The sequence below is a fragment of the Rhodopseudomonas pseudopalustris genome (genome assembly GCF_900110435.1).
GTDB lineage: Bacteria > Pseudomonadota > Alphaproteobacteria > Rhizobiales > Xanthobacteraceae > Rhodopseudomonas > Rhodopseudomonas pseudopalustris.
Genome location: NZ_FODT01000002.1, coordinates 476,486 through 493,417 on the forward strand (window position 1 = coordinate 476,486; position 16,932 = coordinate 493,417).

Genomic DNA, 16,932 nt, shown 5'->3' on the forward strand with positions numbered 1-16,932 from the left:
CTCTGATGGCCTGGACCCGCGAACAGATGGCTGCGCGCGCCGCCAAGGAATTGCGCGACGGTTTCTACGTCAATCTCGGCATCGGCATTCCGACGCTGGTGTCGAACTACATTCCCGACGGCGTCGACGTGGTGCTGCAGAGCGAGAACGGAATGCTCGGCATGGGCCCGTTCCCCTACGAGGGCGAGGAAGACCCCGACCTGATCAACGCCGGCAAGCAGACCGTCACCGAGCTGCCGTCGACCAGCTACTTCTCCAGCGCGGATTCGTTCGCGATGGTGCGCGGCGGCCATATCGATCTGTCGATCCTCGGCGCGATGCAGGTGGCGCAGAATGGCGACCTCGCCAACTGGATGATCCCCGGCAAGATGGTCAAGGGCATGGGCGGCGCGATGGACCTGGTCGCCGGCGTCAAGCGCGTCGTGGTGGTGATGGAGCATTCGGCCAAGGACGGCCCGAAGCTGCTGAAAGAGTGCAACCTGCCGCTGACCGGCGAGAAGGTCGTCGACATGGTCGTCACCGACCTTGCGGTGTTCACCATCGACAAGCACGGCAATGACGGCATGGCCCTGATCGAACTCGCCGACGGCGTCACGCTCGACGAAGTCAGAGCCAAGACCGAAGCCGACTTTCGGGTGGCGCTGAAGAACGCGTAGTACGGCGCGTTCGCCGGAGGACGGCGCCGTCATTCCGCGGTGCAAGGGCGAAGCCCGAGCCTCGAGGGATGCGGCGAGGATAACGTCGATGCGACTTGCATGCGACCCATTCTTCAAAGCTCGCCCAAGAGGGCGAGCACTCCAGCATCACGGCGGATAGGACGCGCGCGCTCGGCGGCATTGTGTCGCACGAAACGTCGCGCATCGCGTCGGCGCGCCGCGGCCGCGTCATGAGCGCAATGAACGCCGGCATTCCTGCTATCTCGTCCTCCACGCTGTCGCCACGACGTGCGTCGCCGTCGCATGCGTCTCAATGACGTGGCTCAATGCCACCTCCGGTCCGTCGGCAAATCGTATTGCGGCCCGTGCGATGTTCGTCGAGGGTTCCCTCGCGCCGCTGACTCGTCCGCGGTTCGCGGAGGAAGAGACGGCGTACTTCATCGTGCGGCGCCGAGGCGCATGACATCTTGGAACGGAATCCATGGCACCCACGGAAAGCTCGGCCCTTCAACGCGACGATGCGCCTGACGCGTCGAACCGGAACTGGCACGCGCTCGACGCCGGCGCCGCGCTCGCCGCAATGCGCAGCGGTGCGGACGGGCTGACGGAGGACGAGGCGTCGCGGCGGCTCGTCACCTTCGGCTTCAATCGTCTGCCAACCAAAGCCGAGCGGAGCGCGCTGCTGCGGTTCGCGCTGCAGTTCCACAATCTGCTGATCTACGTACTGCTGGCCGCAGGCGTGCTGGCGGGGGCGATCGGCCACGTCACCGATGCGATGGTGATCGTCGGCGTCGTGCTGATCAACGCGGTGATCGGCTTCGTGCAGGAGGGCAAGGCCGAGAAGGCGCTTGAGGCGATCCACAAGATGATCGAGCCGCATGCCTCGGTGCTGCGCGACGGTCGTCGGGTCACGATCGCCGCCGATCACGTGGCGCCGGGCGATGTCATGGTGCTCGAGGCCGGCGACCGGGTTCCAGCTGACCTGCGGATTCTACGCGCCCGCAATCTGCGTATCGACGAAGCCATCCTCACCGGCGAATCCGTTCCGGCCGAAAAGAACGACATCGCGGTTGCGGCCGACGCATCGCTCGGCGACCGCCAGTGCATGGCGTTCTCCGGCACGCTGGTGACCGAAGGCGAGGGCACCGGGGTCGTCATCGCCACCGGCGGCGCCACCGAGCTCGGCCGCATCAGCGCCATGATCGGCTCGGTTGAAAAGCTGGCGACGCCGCTGGTGCGGCAGATGGATCAGTTCGCGCGGCAAGTCACCTTCGTGGTGCTCGCGGTCTCCGTGCTGGTGTTCGCCTATGCGGTGTTCGTGCAGGCCTACCGCCTCGACGAAGCGTTCATGATCGTGATCGGGCTGGCGGTGTCGGCGATCCCCGAAGGCCTGCCGGCGGTGATGACGATCACGCTCGCGGTCGGCCTGCAGCGGATGGCGCGGCGCAACGCGATCATCCGCCGGTTGCCGGCGGTCGAGACGCTGGGCTCGGTCTCGGTGATCTGTTCCGACAAGACCGGCACGTTGACGCGCAACCAGATGACGGTGCGGACCGTCGTGGCCGCGCGCGGCCGGATCGAGGTCGATGGCGTCGGCTACGAGCCCAAAGGCGGCTTTCGCCTTGATGGGGCCGGCGCGATCGACCCTGCCGCGGACGCCGTGCTCGAGCAGCTCACGCTCGCCGCGCTGTTGTGCAACAACGCCGGCCTGCGCCAGGTCGGCGCCGACTGGGTCGTCGACGGCGATCCGATGGAAGGCGCGCTGGTCGCGCTGGCTGTCAAGGCAGGCCATGACCGGGCAGCGGCCGTGGCCGCGTTTTCGCGCATCGACGACGTTCCGTTCGATCCGCGGCATCGCTTCATGGCGACGCTGCACCTGTGTGACGGCGAGCCCGTCGCCTATGTCAAAGGCGCGCCGGAATCGGTGCTTTCGATGTGCGGCGATGTCGCGACGATCGACGGCGTGCGGCCGCTCGATCGCGACTGGTTCGATCGCCAGAGCGACGCGCTGGCCGCCAGCGGGCAACGCGTACTGGCGATCGCCCGCCGCCGCCTGCCGGGCGGCGTCCGCGATCTCGCGCCGGCCGACGTGGCGCAAGGCCTGACGTTGCTCGGTCTCGTGGGTCTGATCGATCCGCCGCGCCCCGAAGCGATCGCCGCGGTCGCCGAGTGCCGCGCGGCCGGCATCCGGGTGAAGATGATCACCGGCGACCATGCCGCCACTGCACGCGCGATCGCGCTGCAGCTCGGCCTCGCCGACGATCCGAGCACGGTCACCGGACGCGATCTCGACGTCGCCGAAGACGACGTGTTCCGCCGCTACGCCCGCGAGGCGGTGGTGTTCGCCCGCGCCAGCCCCGAACACAAGCTGCGGCTGATCGAGGCGCTGCAGGAGGACGGCTCGGTGATCGCCATGACCGGCGACGGCGTCAACGACGCCCCGGCGCTGAAGCGGGCCGATGTCGGAATCGCGATGGGCGCCAACGGCACCGAGGCCGCGAAGGAGGCCAGCGAGATGGTGCTGGCCGACGACAATTTCGCCTCGATCGCCGCCGCGGTCCGCGAGGGCCGCACGGTCAACGACAACCTCACCAAGGTGATCGGCTGGACGCTGCCGACCAATGGCGGCGAAGCGCTGACGATCATCCTCGCCATCGCGTTCGGACTGACTCTGCCGGTGACGGCGATCCAGATCCTGTGGATCAACATGGTCACCGCGGTCGCGCTCGGCCTGACGCTGGCGTTCGAGCCGACCGAGCCGAACGCCATGCGGCGTCCGGCGCGGCCGGCGAACCAGCCGCTGCTGTCGGCGCTGTTGCTCTGGCGGATCGTGTTCGTGTCTGTGCTGATGGTTGCGGGGACGTTCGGGATTTATGCCTGGGCGACCGTACGGGGGCTGCCGGTCGAGACCGCGCGCACCATGGCGGTCAACGCGCTGGTGGTGATGGAGATCTTCTATCTGTTCAGCATCCGCTACATTCGCGGCCCGTCACTGACCTGGCAAGGCGTCGTCGGCACACCTGCGGTGCTGATCGGCGTAGGGATCGTGGTGATCGCGCAGCTCGCCTTCACCTATGCCCCGCCGCTGCAGAAAGTGTTCGACAGCCGTGCGGTGTCGCTCGCTGACGGACTCGTCATCGTCGCGGTCGGCGTCATTCTGCTGGTGCTGGTGGAGATCGAAAAGCGTTGGTCGACGCGCAGCGGTCCGTAGCTCCAGGCCGAACCTGGTCGAAACCGGATAAGGTTTGGTTACCGCCGGCCGCCCGAAAACATCGTCGACTCGCCGGGTAGCAGCGACGAGCGGATGTCGCTGTCGACCGCGCCCGAGGGTTGGACGTAGCCGGCCGAGACCGACAGGCTCAGATTGGACGTCGGCCGGATCTCGACGCCACCGTGAACGGCAGTGGCCGCGGTGTTGCCGCTGCTGAAGCCCGGCGAGGTCAGCGAAGTGAATACGTCGGGATTGTATTTCAGCGTATCGACGCCGCCGAACAGCGTCACCGGCAGACCGCCGACGCCCTTGAAATTATAGCCGTATTGCGCGCCCTCGGAGGTCAGCGCGCTGAAATTGCCGAATGCGCCGGCGCCGCCGATCCCGCCGACGCCGCGCCAGGCGGAACCGCCGGCGAACGAACTGACCGGCGTGCTGTAGCTGCGGAACGCGAAGCCGGTCCGCTCGCCGTCCTCGCCGCTGACGCTGTCGGCGGTAAAGCCAGGTACGTCGCCCCAATTCAGCGTCTGCCAGCTCTGCGACGTGCCGCCGCCGAAGCCGAATGGGCCGCCGGGCACCCAATAGCGGATCGGCGCCGATTGCGCCGACGCCGCCTGCGCGCCGAGGCACAGCGCGGCGGCGATGGCGAGGCTGATTTTGGCTGCGAAGTGGGTCATCCGGGCTTCCGTCATAAGGTGCCGGATTCTACGCCTTGGCGCGTCCGAAGGCCAGCGGGAGCGGCCGATGGTCGCTTCCGGGTTCCATCGTCGACAATACGTGCAGCTTCTCACTTGCGCCGCGGCGCCTCAGCATGACGTTGGTTATGGGGCTGGCGCTTTACTCCGGCAGATCCGAAAACCGCGTCAGCCAGATCACCGGCGGGATGCTGGCGGCGACGATGATCAAGGCGGCGAGCGCGCCCTCCTCGAAGCTGCCGCGGCTGGCGTATTGGTAGATCGAGGTCGACAGCGTGTCGACGTTCAGCGGCCGCAGCAGCAGCGTCGCCGGCAGCTCCTTCAGGCAATCGACGAACACCAGGATCGCGGCGCCCAGCAGCGCCGGCTTCAGCAGCGGCAGGTCGATTTTCGCAAGCGTCACCAGCCGGCTTGCGCCGGCGGCGCGCGCCGAGTCGTCGTAATCGCGCGGGATCCGTTCGAAGCCGGCTTTCAGCAGACCGGTCGGCACCGCGAGGAAGCGGATCACATAGGCGGCGATCACCGCGCCGCCCGAACTCATCAGCAGCAGGCCGGGCGAGGCAAGACCGATCGATTGCGCAAACGTGGCGATCGCGCCGTCGAGCGCCAGCAGCGGGGCCAGCAGGCCGAGCGCGAGCACCAGCCCCGGCAGCGCGTAGCCAAGCTGCGCCACCGAGACAGCCGCGGTTGCGGTCCGGCTGGGACGCCAGCGCGCGGCGAGGATCACGATCAGGCCGAGCATCAGCGCCAGCGCCGTCGCGATCGACGCCAGCGTCACCGTATGCAGCGCATCGCGCCACAGCGACGGATCGATCCGCCCCGCGAGGCTGCGACGCAGGCTCTCGCCGAGCAGATAGGCGGCGGGCACGATGAAGCCGAGCAGCGCCGGCAGCAGGCAGGCGGCGAAGGCGAGGGAGCCCTTGAGGCCCGCCAGCTTCGTGCGCGGCCGCAGCCGCGGGTTTTCGGCGGAGAATTCGACGTTGGCGTTGCGGCGGCCGATCCGCTCGACGGTGATCAGCAGCGCGGCGAAGCCGAGCAGCACCAGCGACAATTGCGCCGCGCCGGCGAGGCTGCCGCGGTTGAGCCAGGTCGAGAACACCGAGACCGTGAGGGTGCGGACGCCGAGATACTCGCTGGCGCCGATGTCGTTCAGCGTCTCCAGCGCCGCCAGCGCCACGCCGACCGCGAGCGCCGGCCGCGCCATCGGCAGGATCACGCGTCGCAGGATGGTGAAGCGTCCGGCGCCCAGCGTCCGCGCGGCCTCGATCGCATCCGCGCTTTGCGCCTGAAACACCGCGCGCGCCGACAGAAAGACGTAAGGGTAGAGCACCAGAGCGAGCAGCAGCACCGCACCGGGCAGTGAGCGCAGATGCGGCAGCCAATGCACCGCCTCCGCCGCCGGCATCAGCAGCGTCAGCGTGCGATGGGCGAGGCCGAGCGGCTCGAACAGATCGACATAGACGTAAGCCGACAGATAGGTCGGCACCGCGAGCGGCAGCGGCAGCAGCCAGATCAGCAGCGCGCGGCCCGGGAAGTCATGCGACGACACCAGCCATGCGGTGCCGGCGCCGATCAGAAGGGTCAGCGTGCCGACGCCCGCTAACAGCAGCGCGGTGTCGCGCAGCGACTGCGGCAGCACGTAAGCGAGCAGATGCGGCCAGATATCGACAGCGGGCTGCAGCGCGGTCACCGCGAGGCTGATCACCGGCGCCGCGACCATCAGCCCAACCAGCAGCGCGATTCCGAGCGCGATGAATTCGACACGCGACGCCCGCACCGACGCTCTCATCGTGAGCAGGCGCGCAGCGGCGTTGCGGACGAGGATGTGACGCGACGAAGCCTCATGTTTGGATAGGCGCCGCAACCGCTGCTCCTCGAAGGCCGGCCGGTCGTGCAACGACGCCATGGGCGGATGTCGCACGCGCACCGTCACGCCCAGGCGGGTCCCGGGCATCCACGTCTTCAGGCCGCGCGTCGGGAGTTCCCTTGGAGGGCCGGGTCAAGCCCGGCCCTGACGGGGAGTGGCCGGCGCGGCTCAGTTGTCGAATCCGACCTTGTCGACCAGGGTCGAGGCGGCCTTGCGTTGCGCCGCAATCTTGGCGATCGGCAACGGATCGGCCGTCAGCCGGCCGTAGCTGGCGATGGTCGGATTGAGCGGTACGCCGGGGCGGATCGGATATTCGTAGTTGGCGTCGGCGTAGATCTGCTGCGCTTTCTCGCCGGCCAGCCATTCGATCAGCTTCACGCCGTTGTCCTTGTTCGGCGCGTTCTTCGCCAGCAACACGCCGGAGAGATTGACGTGGGTTCCGCCGCCTTCGAAGGTCGGCAGGATCACCCGGGTCGCCTCGGCCCACGGCTTCTTGTCGGGGTCGCCATTCATCATCAGCGCCCAGTAATAGGTATTGCCGATGCCGAGGTCGCATTTGCCGGCGGCGACGTCGCGCGCGGTCTCACGGTCGCCCCCCGACGGCTTCTGCGCCAGATTGGCTTTCAGCCCCCGCAGCCAGGCTTCGGCTTTCTCCTCGCCGTATTTGGCGACATAGGCCGCGAACAGCGCGTTGTTGTAGATGTGCTGGCCGGACCGGATGCAGATCTTGCCCTTCCATTTCGGGTCGGCCAACTCTTCGTAGGTGATCGCGTTCTGTTTGACGCGCTCCTTCGAGGCGTAGATCACCCGTGCGCGCATCGAGATGCCGGCCCAGTGCCCGTCGGGATCGCGATAGCGCGGCGGCACGGTCTCGTCGATCACCGCGGACTTGATCGGCTGGGTGATGCCGGCCTGCACCGCTTCGTCGATGCGTCCGATGTCCACTGTCAACAGCACGTCGGCCGGGCTGTTGGCGCCTTCCGCCTTGATCCGCTGCTCCAGCCCGGAACTCGCCGAGATCACGTTGACGGCGATGCCGGTGTCCTTGGTGAAGGCGTCGAACAAAGGCTGAACCAGCTTGGTTTCGCGATAGGTGTAGACATTGACCTGTTCGGCGGCTCCTGCCTGCAGCGGCAGCAGAACGGCAACGAAGGCGAGGGCAGCGGCGCGGTGGCGGCTCATGCAGCGGACTCCTGAACGGGCTAGTTGATACCCGGTGTCAGTAGCTCAGGGGGGCGAAGGAGTGCAGCGACGGAATGTCGCGATTAGAGCGATTCCAGCCGCCAGAACGGCCACTCGCGCGCACCAGCCCTGGCCCACAATCAGACGAAATGCGGCCGGCCGGGGCATCGAAAGCGCTGTTAACCAGATTCAATTGTTTCGAAGCAGCCGTCTCAGATCAGATCGCGTGAGATCGGACGATTGTTCTCGCCGTCCTGGCAGGACGGGCATTTGCAATTGTGGAAGCTCACGTCGGTGGCGAGATACTCGTTGCCGCAATGAATGCAGCCGATCCGCAGATGCGGCCGCTTGTCGGGACTAACGGTGCGGTCGACCAGATACTGCCCGAGTGCATTCTGGTCGCCAACGGCGACATGATAGTTCGCGACCACTTGCGTCCCCCGCATCTCGCGTCTGCGAGATAGTCTAGCACACAGCCGGCGGGGAAAAGCAAACAAGATAGCTGCGAGCCGATTGCGTTGGCGAGCGGGATCCGGCGCCGTTCGGCATGTTTGGCGTTCATCGCGGTATTCGACGGTATTTAGGCAATGTGTCGCGAGATGATGTGCCTCTCACCGGTTTATGGGCGCTTGTCACGGTCGGTTTCGTCCAGCGCGCGGCGTAGCCGCCGGACAATGACGCTGCGAGCGCGGGCGTCCGCCGCCGTCTCGATGCGTTCGTTGATATCGAGGATGAGCTTCGACATGTCGTTGTGCCAGTCGAGCTTGACCACGGCCTCGGGTTCGAGCCGGCGGCGATGTTTGGCGTCGAGCGGTGTCGGGCTGGCCGCCGCAAGTTCGTAGATGTCATCCAGCACCGGCTGGAAGATTTTTGCGGCAGGCAACACTCCGCCGGAGATCCGCTCTGCCAGCGCGGCGATCGCGGTTTCCTCGCCATGCGCGAGAAACAGCCCGCGCTCGATCGGACGACGTGCTGCGATCCAGCGCGCCAGTTCATTGGCGTCGGCGTGGCCGGAGTAATCGTCGATACGTCGGATACGTGCCTTGACGCGGATCTCATCGCCCATGATCCGTACGGATGTCGCGCCTTCCTGCAGGAAGCGGCCGAGTGTGCCCTGTGCCTGATAGCCGACCAGCAGCACGGTGCCGTTACTTCGACACAACCAGCGCTTCAGATGATGGCGGATGCGGCCGGCATCGCACATTCCGCTTGCGGCGATGATGATGTGAAATCCGGAGAGCTTGGCGATCGCCTTGCTTTCCTCGACAGTCTCGGTGAAGCGCAGATGCGGCGACGACAGCAGACGTTCGATATCGACGTCCTCGTCGAGACTCGCCGCGTGGCGGCGGAAGACTTCTGTGGCGCGGATTGCCAGCGGCGAGTCGAGAAAGATGGGCGCAGCCGGAATCGCGCCACGCGCCATCAGGTCGATCAAATCGACGATCAGCTCTTGGGTGCGCTCGACGGCGAATGCCGGGATCACCAGCGCCCCGCGCGCAGCGGCGGCGGCATTCACTTCCGCCGCCAGCCGCTCGTGGCGGAGTTGCGACGAGGTCGCCTCGCGGATGCGGTCGCCATAGGTGGACTCACAGATCACGTAGTCGAAATGCGACGGCGCTTCCGGATTGGGCTGCAAGAGCTTTTCGTCGGGCCCGATGTCGCCGGAGGCAAGCACGCGCAGCGCGGAGGCGGAACGGCCTTCCCCGGCGATTTCGATCTCGATCGATGCCGAGCCCAGCAGATGGCCCGCGTTCCAGTAGCGGGCGCGCACTCCGGGAATGACGTTGGTCCAGGTCTCATAGTCCACCGGCCGGAACAATTGCAGCGAAGCGATGGCGTCGGCCTGGGTGTAGATCGGGCTCACTTCCGGCCGTCCGCGCGCGACGTTGCGGCGGTTTAGCATTGCGACTTCGGACTCCTGAATGCTGCCTGCGTCCGGCAACATGTAGGAGCACAGATCAATGGTGCCGCGGGTGGCGAAGATCGGCCCTTGAAAGCCGTCGCGTAGTAGCTTCGGCAGCAGGCCGGAATGGTCGATATGCGCATGCGTCAGCAGCACCGCGTCGACCGCCGACGCGCGAAATGGGAAGGCGCCGTAGTTCAGTTCCTTCAGAGTCTTCTGGCCCTGGAACAGACCGCAATCGACCAGAAAGCGGCCGTTTCGGGTCTCGAACAAGTAACAGGAGCCGGTGACGGTGCGCGCGGCGCCGCAGAACCGTAGGGTGATGCTCATGTGAGTGCCTCCGGGGGCGCCGCACCGACCTCGTCGCGCAGCGCCTCGGCGAACAGGTCGTCGAGCACAATGGCGTTGGTCGGATGCGGCACGGTGTGGGCCGAGCGAATCGAGCTGATGCCCGCCGCGGTGAACTCGGGCAGCATCTTCGGCGGAAACAGCGCGTGAGTGATGACCGCGTCGACCGATGTCGCGCCGGCCGCGAGCAACGCCTGCGCACACGCGATCAGGGTGCCGCCCGACGACACGATGTCGTCGATCAGGAGGGCCGGGCGGCCGGCGATCCGCGCGGGGTCGTCGAAGGCGATTTCGACGCTGCGATCGCCGTGGCGGATCTTGCGCGCCACGGCCGAGTGTGCGCCGATCAGTCCCGCCAGCGTATCGACCCATGGCTGCGACTCGGAGTCGGGGCCGACCACAATGGTCGTTGGCGCGAGACGGCTTTGACACAGCGCCGCGGCGATCACCGGCATCGCCGATAAGTCGTTGGCCACGATCCCGGGAAACACCTCGCCAAGCGTTGCGGTCCGGTGCAGATGCGCGTCGACCGTGATGACGCGATCGACCAGACCGGCGAGGAGGCGGCCGACCGCCCTTTGGCTGATGGCCTCGCCTGGATGAAAGGCGATGTCCTGGCGCATGTAGCAGAGATATGGCGCCAGCAGCACGAGCCGGGAACAACCGTCGCGCCGCAGCGCTTCCGCGGCAAACAGGATCGTCAGCAGCTTGTCGTTCGGCTGGTCGAGCGGCAGGTAGAGGATCGTGGTCGCCGCCGCGGGGCCGACCGTCACCGCGATCTCGCCGTCGGGAAACCGATGCTGCGCGATCCGGTGAACCGGCACGCCGAGCCGCGCACCGAGCCGCGTCGCGTCGTCGGCGGTCGAAGCCAGGCACTGGATCGCGGTGGTCACGACACCGGTTCCACGGCGGCGGGAGAGTGATGGTTGACCGAGAAACCGGACTCTGCTTCCGCGGCCGCAATCGCGAGGTCCAGTTCGGAGCGGTCGGAGGCGTAGATGCGATAGATCGGTTCTCCCTGATCGACGCGGTCGCCGATCTTCTTGAACAGATCGATGCCGGCGCCCTTCACGATCGGCGCCCCCGCGGTGCGGGCGAGGCGGTTGATGCGCAGGCAGTCGATGCCGTTGACCACGCCGTCGGCCGGCGCGAGCACGTCGGCGGCATGGCTGCCGAGTTCGGAGTTGCACACGGACGGCCCCTGCGCGTCGATGATCTGCTGCATCTTCTTCAGCGCCGCGCCGCTGTCGAGCAGCTCCTTCGCCCGTGCGTAACCGGCGCCGCCCCGCAGCAGAGGGTCGTATTCGAGCAGATGCGCGGCGAGCCGCAGCGATTTTTCGCGCAGATCTGCCGGCGCGTTCGGCTCGTTGCCGAGCACGGCCATCACGTCGCGCGCTTCCAGCACCGGGCCTATGCCACGGCCGATCGGCTGTCGGCCATCGGTGGTTACCACCTCGACCGCGATGCCGAAGTGATCGCCGACGAATTCGAACAGTTTGCGCAACCGCATCGCTTCGGAAGCGCTTGCGATCTTGGCGCTGGGCCCGACCGGAAAATCGATCAGGAGCCGCGTCGAGCCTGCCGCGAGCTTCTTCGACATGATCGAAGCGACCATCTGCTCCGGCGTGTCGAGGCTCAACGGCCGTTCGACCGAGATCAGGATGTCGTCGGCTGGCGACAGATTGACGTGGCCGCCCCATATCAGGCAGCCGCCGCAAGTGGTGACCACCCGCTTCATCTGTTCGACGTCGAGATCGACGCGCGCCAGCACTTCCATCGTGTCGGCGGTGCCGGCCGGCGAGGTGATCGCGCGCGACGAGGTCTTGGGAATCATCAGCCCCTGCGCGGCGACGATCGGCACCACGATCATGGTGGTCCGGTTGCCGGGAATGCCGCCGATGCAGTGCTTGTCGACCACGATCGGGTTCTGCCATTTCAACCGGGTGCCGACCGAGGCCATGGCGTCGACCAGCGCCAGCAATTCATCGGTCGAGGTGAAGCGTGCGGCGCTGATCAGGAACGCCGCGATCTCCATGTCGGAGTAGCGGAAGTGTGCGACGTCGTCGATGACAGCGGTGATTTCCGCGGGCGTCAGCGTGTGGCCCTGGATCTTGGCGCGCACCGCGTCGAGGCTGGCCGGCGGCTGCGCCGGCGACACGCTCACCGCGCTGCCAACCGGTTCGTTGAAGCGGCGAAACGCCGGCTCGGACAGGCCGAGTTCGTCGGGGCCGATCATCGCATCGTCGTCGGTGATCATCAGCGTCGCCAGCAGCACTTTGGTGTTGATGCGCAACGCGACCCGGCTGAAGCCACGAAAGACGTCGGCGCGCAACGCCCGCGAACGGCGCGAGATCACCGCGACATTTTCGCGGCCGGTATCGAGGCTGATCCGCCGGATCGTCAGCGGTGGACGGGACAGGTGGGAGGCGTTCACGGCGGGGAGACTCCGCGCATCGGCCGGATGGCCGGATCAAGGGCAGGGCGGGCAGGCGAGGCTACGCGCGCGACAGCAGGCTAGAGGCCGGTACGTCGGATCAGATTGACGCGCGTCAATGTCGGTCGCCCGGAACCGTTATGTCGCACGGTGGTGAAACGAGCATCATGACGTCTGGTCGTCGGGCGTTTGGTCCGCCAGCACCACGAGCTGATCCAGATTGCGGAGCACGATGCGCTGGCGGCCGCTCTCGATCAGCCCCTTCTGCTCCCAGCCGGAGAGCAGCCGGCTGACGGTGTGCAGCGTGGTTCCGGTCATCTGCGCGATATCCTGGCGGCTGATCGGGAAGTCGATCTCGACGCCGTTTGCGACCTTGCGGCCGGATTGCTTGGCGAGCCGCAGCAGGGCGTGCGCGACGCGCTGCTCGACCTGCTGGGTGGAGATTTCGACGACGCGCGAATGGGTTTCCTGCAGCCGCGCGCCCACGGTGCGCAGCGTATTGGTGGCGAGCGACGGATATTGCTCGACGAGACGCGGCCAGGCGGCCGTCGGCCATGCCAGCACGATGCTGTCGTCGACCGCGGTCGCCGTCGCTGGATAGCTGAGCAGCCCGATCGCCATCGCCACGCCCAGCGTCTCGCCGGGCGAGACGTAGCGCACCACCACCTGCTCGCCGGCCGGCGTCAGTTTGCTGGCGCGGACATGGCCGTGCAGCAACACGAAGAAGGAATGCGCGTCCTCGCCTTGCTCGAACACATTGGCGTTCTTCGGAACCCTGATCGAGCGCGCCTGCTGCAGAATGGCGTCGAGCTCGTCCGCAGTCAGCCCCGCAAACAGCGGCAGCTTCGTCACGAGGGATGCGTCGATGGTCGCCATGCGATGTCTCGCGGTTGATGTGGCCGAAACGAGCCAAATCGCGATTGCGGGCGTGCTTACTTCGAGTTCGACAAACCGCTCACGCCTGCGCGGGCACGTGCGAAAACACCACCTCGATCAGCGTTCCGGATTGCGGCGCGCTCTTGATGTGGAACTTGGCGCGGTTGGCTTCGACCAGCGCTTTGGTGAGCGACAGGCTGACGCCCGAGGTTTCCGAACGGTCGCTCGGCGCCGGCGTGTTGAACGGCTGCAGCGCCGCCATGATTTCGCTCTCGTTGAGGCGCTGACCGGTGTCGCGCACCCGCAGCACCACCTCGCCGAAATCGGACAGCGCGGTCGAGACGATCACCTGACCTCCCGCATTGGCGAGATGGATCGAGGTGCCGATCAGGTTCATCAAGATCTGGCGCAGCGCCTGCGGATCAGCGACCACGGTCGGCAGCAGATGCGCAAGCGAGGTACGGATGATGATGCGCTCGCGATTGGCGCGCGGCTGCATTACCGCGACGCATTGCTCGACCATTTCGTTGAGATTCTGGCTGGTGAATGACAGCTCGAGCTTGCCGGTCTCGATCTGCGACAGATCGAGCAGATCGCTGACGATGCCGATCACGCGCTCGCCCGAGGCGCGGATGTCCTTCATGTACTCGCCATAGCGGTCGTTGCCGAGCGCGCCGAACCGCTCCTCGATCATCACCTCGGCGAAGCCGATAATGGCGTTGAGCGGCGTGCGGATTTCATGGCTGAGCCGCGCCAGGACGTCGGCTTTGGCGCCGGCCGCGCGCTCGGCGAGCTTACGTACCTGATTGAGTTCGGTCTCGATCTTGCGCGCCTGCGACAGATCGCGGAACACGGCGAAGAAATTCGGACCGTCGGGCTGGGTCCGGCCGATCGTCATCGTCAGCGGCAACAGCCCGCCTTCGCGCACCCGGCCGAGCGCTTCGAGTCCGTGATCGAGCAGGCTTTCGGCGCTGCCGGCCTTGACGCTGTCGAAATAATCGAGCACCGCGCCGTTGCTTTCAGGCGCGAACAACTCCGCGATGTTGCGCTGGACCAGATCGTCGCCGTCATAGCCGAACAGCGCCTCGGCGCTGCGGTTGCAGGCGCTGATCCGGCCGTCGGCGTCGAACATCAGGATGCCCTCGGCGGTGGTGTCGAGAATCGCGCCGAGTTCTTCGGCGTTGGCATGGCCGACATCCGACGGCGCATTGATCTCGGGCGCGATCGGCGTCGCCGCGCCGACTTCAGCGATCGGCTCGGCTGTGGCGGAGAAGATCAGCGCCAGCGCCTGATCGCCGTCCCATTCGATCGCATGAAGGCGGCCCGCGGTCGGCGCCGATTGCGTCGTCGTGACGGTGATCGGCGTGCCGCTTTCCGACGTGCTGCTCGAGCCGGTGACGCCTTCTTCGACATACAGCGTATCGAGGCCGCCGGCCTCTTCGAGCGCGGACAAGGTTGCGAAGCCCATCCGCTGCAGAAAGGCGGTGTTGGCGTAGATCAGACGGTCGAGCCGGTAGATCAGCACGCCGACCGGCATCAGGTCGAGCAGCACACGGTCGCGCGCGCTGTCGCCCTTCGCAGGCGTCGCGAGCGGCGCAAGCCAGTCGGCTTTCGGCGCCGCCGGTTGCTCGGGCGTCGTGGTGGTTTCGCTCGGCGAGGTCTCGTTCGCCTTCGGGGGCTGCTCAGCAATTGTGTTGTGCTGCGTATCGGTCGGCGCTTCCGCGAACAGACGCTCCGCTGTGTTTGCGGCATCGCTTTCCAGCCGTTCCGACAATTGCCGGGCGAGTTCGTTGAAGGCGCTGTTCTCGACCGGCGTCAGCGCCGGCGACCGGACGTCGTGGATAGGCCGGAAGGGAAGAACGTTTCTCGGGGTGTCCACGATGATATCCGATTGTTGTTGGGAGGAAGCGTCGGTCGCGGCCGTTTCGGTCGCGTCCCCGACGAGCGTTGTGTCGCGCGGTGTGAAATCCGCCGACAGCGACCGCGGCGGATGTTCGTCCGGGCCGCCGCGCTGGCGCCGCGCCGCGAGCTGATCGAGGCCGTCGAGATCGCGGCAGACGCCGAAGCCGCGATATCCCGTGAAGTTGCCATCGCGGTCTTGCACCGGCAGGCCGGACATCTCGACTGGAAGGCGACGGCTGGCGCCATCGGCCGGCCATTGCAGCGTGATGCCGCTCCAGGTGTGGCGCGTCGCAATGGCTTGCGCGAAACTGTCGTCGGGATCGAGGTCGAGCGCCGCGCGAATCTCGGTCCAGGGCTGACCGAAATGCGCGATGGTGCGCGGTCCGGCCAGACGGATGAACTCGTCCGACCTCACCGTGAAGCGGCTGTCGCTGTCGAGCTGCCAGACGAATCGCAGCGGATGCCGGCGCGACGGCAATGGTTCGTAGGCCGCGAGCTCGCCGCTTGGCTCCGGCTCGACCGCAAGGATCATCGCCGGTTCGGCAAGTTCGGTTTCATCCTGCGACGGGACGTCGAGGGGATGATGCTCTGCGGTCGGTTCGGCTTCGGTGAGCGGCGCGGGGTGAGGTGCTGCATCCGCCGACCTGTCGGGCAGTGTTTCGGTCGCAGGCGCTTCAGGCCGTGGCTCGTCGGCGACCGGCGCGATCAACGGCGAGGGGGCGAGCGGGGCGATCTCGGCGGCAACGGGCGACGCCTCTTCAACGGCGGTCACGTCTTGCGCCGGCTGTTGTTCGGCTCCGGCCGTTGACGCGGTCTCCGCAGGAAGAACCTGTTCGGCCCGCGCCTCGCTGGTGTTTTCGAATGCTACGTCGTCGATGGTGTCGGCGGCCGCCACGGGTTCGACAGGCTGGATCGGGTCGGGACTGACCGCGGAGGCAGACTCTGTTTCCTGCGCCGATGGTTGATCGTCTTGCTGCGCCGGTTCGGCAGGCAGCTCCGGATCCTGAATTTGCGTAGCGCGCTGTTCCGCTGGCGAATCGCCCGGCGCGAGCAGCGCGACCAGACCGACATCGCTGCCGCTGCCGACGCGTTGCAGCACCATGCGGCCGATCCCGATCGGGGTTTCGGAGCGGCCGTTTCGCAGTGCGTCCGCGCGCGCCTGGTCGAGGCCCGCGTCGGTCAGGTTGCGAAAGCCGAGCAAAGTGCGCGCGGCGGCGCTCGAGCCGATGAACAGGCCGTCGCGGGCGAATGCCGCAATCGGGGTGTCGATGCTTTCGACCAGCCCGCGCAGCCGATCGACCAGCGACATCGGGCGGCCGATCGGTTCCGCGGCGGCGATCAGCACGCCGGCGGTGCCGTCGGCGAAATCCAGCCGCGCGCAGGCGCAGGTCACCAGCGCGCCGAGCCGCGCGCCGAAGCCGCGCAACCGCTCCAGGCGGGTCGCGCCGTTCGGCGGCAATCTGCCGGCGAGTTGCGCCACCAGGCGGCGATGGGGATCCGCCGGTCCGAAGGTCCGCGCGCCGAGTTCCTTGCCGTTGTTCGCGCCGAAAAGCCGGGCGCCGACCGGGTTGGCCCAAAGCACGCGGGTGCCATCGACTGACCACAGCCAGACCGGAAGCGCACGCGTGGCGTGAACCGCAAGCCGCGGATCGTCGACCCCTCGCAACTGAAAATCCCAACTGGTCATCGATGCTCGCGCGCGGCGGTTCCCGTCAGGTCCAGGCGCCGAGCAGCTCGAAGCGGCGGCCGGCAAAGAACCTTAACAATTCATTATCGCTTTCGGCCGCCGCCAGGTCCACGGTCGCCTGCGCGCTGTCCCAACCTAAGCGCCGATAACCTTAATTCGACCACTCGGCAG

Annotated in this window: 11 protein-coding genes; 2 read left to right on the forward strand and 9 right to left on the reverse strand. The window is 66.9% G+C overall.

Annotation, left to right across the window (positions count from 1 at the left end; translation table 11 throughout):
• Positions 1 to 5 precede the first annotated feature (5 nt).
• Together BMY71_RS05610 and BMY71_RS05615 are read left to right on the forward strand one after the other, a co-directional pair.
• On the forward strand, positions 6 to 656 hold the full coding sequence (locus BMY71_RS05610) for a CoA transferase subunit B (RefSeq protein WP_011501856.1): 651 nt from the start codon (positions 6 to 8) through the stop codon (positions 654 to 656).
• Between the two features lie 481 nt (positions 657 to 1,137).
• Positions 1,138 to 3,867 carry a cation-transporting P-type ATPase gene (locus BMY71_RS05615; protein ID WP_092682280.1) on the forward strand — a complete coding sequence of 910 codons (2,730 nt, stop codon included), beginning with the start codon at positions 1,138 to 1,140 and terminating at the stop codon, positions 3,865 to 3,867.
• Positions 3,868 to 3,905: 38 nt separating this feature from the next.
• On the opposite strand, the gene BMY71_RS05620 is transcribed toward BMY71_RS05615, so the two are convergent.
• The 9 genes from BMY71_RS05620 to BMY71_RS05660 form a co-directional block, all read right to left on the reverse strand.
• On the reverse strand, positions 3,906 to 4,544 hold the full coding sequence (locus tag BMY71_RS05620; protein WP_430715314.1) for a hypothetical protein: 639 nt from the start codon (positions 4,542 to 4,544) through the stop codon (positions 3,906 to 3,908).
• A gap of 160 nt (positions 4,545 to 4,704) precedes the next feature.
• Positions 4,705 to 6,351: an ABC transporter permease gene (locus BMY71_RS05625; protein WP_092682477.1), complete on the reverse strand. Its 1,647-nt coding sequence runs from the start codon at positions 6,349 to 6,351 to the stop codon at positions 4,705 to 4,707.
• 246 nt (positions 6,352 to 6,597) lie between these two features.
• Positions 6,598 to 7,611, reverse strand: coding sequence for a Fe(3+) ABC transporter substrate-binding protein (locus BMY71_RS05630; RefSeq protein ID WP_011501860.1), 1,014 nt, complete (start codon positions 7,609 to 7,611; stop codon positions 6,598 to 6,600).
• Positions 7,612 to 7,823: 212 nt separating this feature from the next.
• The gene (locus BMY71_RS05635) at positions 7,824 to 8,057 is read right to left on the reverse strand and encodes a hypothetical protein (RefSeq protein ID WP_011501861.1); all 234 of its coding nucleotides are present in this window, start codon (positions 8,055 to 8,057) and stop codon (positions 7,824 to 7,826) included.
• A 173-nt stretch (positions 8,058 to 8,230) separates the two neighbouring features.
• Complete coding sequence (locus tag BMY71_RS05640) at positions 8,231 to 9,844, reverse strand: MBL fold metallo-hydrolase RNA specificity domain-containing protein (RefSeq protein ID WP_092682284.1); 1,614 nt, start codon at positions 9,842 to 9,844, stop codon at positions 8,231 to 8,233.
• On the reverse strand, positions 9,841 to 10,755 hold the full coding sequence (locus BMY71_RS05645; protein WP_092682286.1) for a ribose-phosphate pyrophosphokinase: 915 nt from the start codon (positions 10,753 to 10,755) through the stop codon (positions 9,841 to 9,843). Before BMY71_RS05645 ends, BMY71_RS05640 begins: the two co-directional genes overlap by 4 nt.
• Positions 10,752 to 12,296 (reverse strand): thymidine phosphorylase family protein, encoded by a 1,545-nt coding sequence (locus BMY71_RS05650; RefSeq protein WP_011501864.1) that lies wholly within the window; start codon positions 12,294 to 12,296, stop codon positions 10,752 to 10,754. The genes BMY71_RS05645 and BMY71_RS05650 overlap by 4 nt, the downstream gene beginning before the upstream one ends.
• Positions 12,297 to 12,461: 165 nt before the next feature.
• Positions 12,462 to 13,172 (reverse strand): Crp/Fnr family transcriptional regulator, encoded by a 711-nt coding sequence (locus tag BMY71_RS05655; protein ID WP_092682288.1) that lies wholly within the window; start codon positions 13,170 to 13,172, stop codon positions 12,462 to 12,464.
• A gap of 79 nt (positions 13,173 to 13,251) precedes the next feature.
• Positions 13,252 to 16,761, reverse strand: a complete 3,510-nt coding sequence (locus BMY71_RS05660; RefSeq protein ID WP_092682290.1) for a PAS domain-containing protein — start codon at positions 16,759 to 16,761, stop codon at positions 13,252 to 13,254.
• Positions 16,762 to 16,932 lie beyond the last annotated feature (171 nt).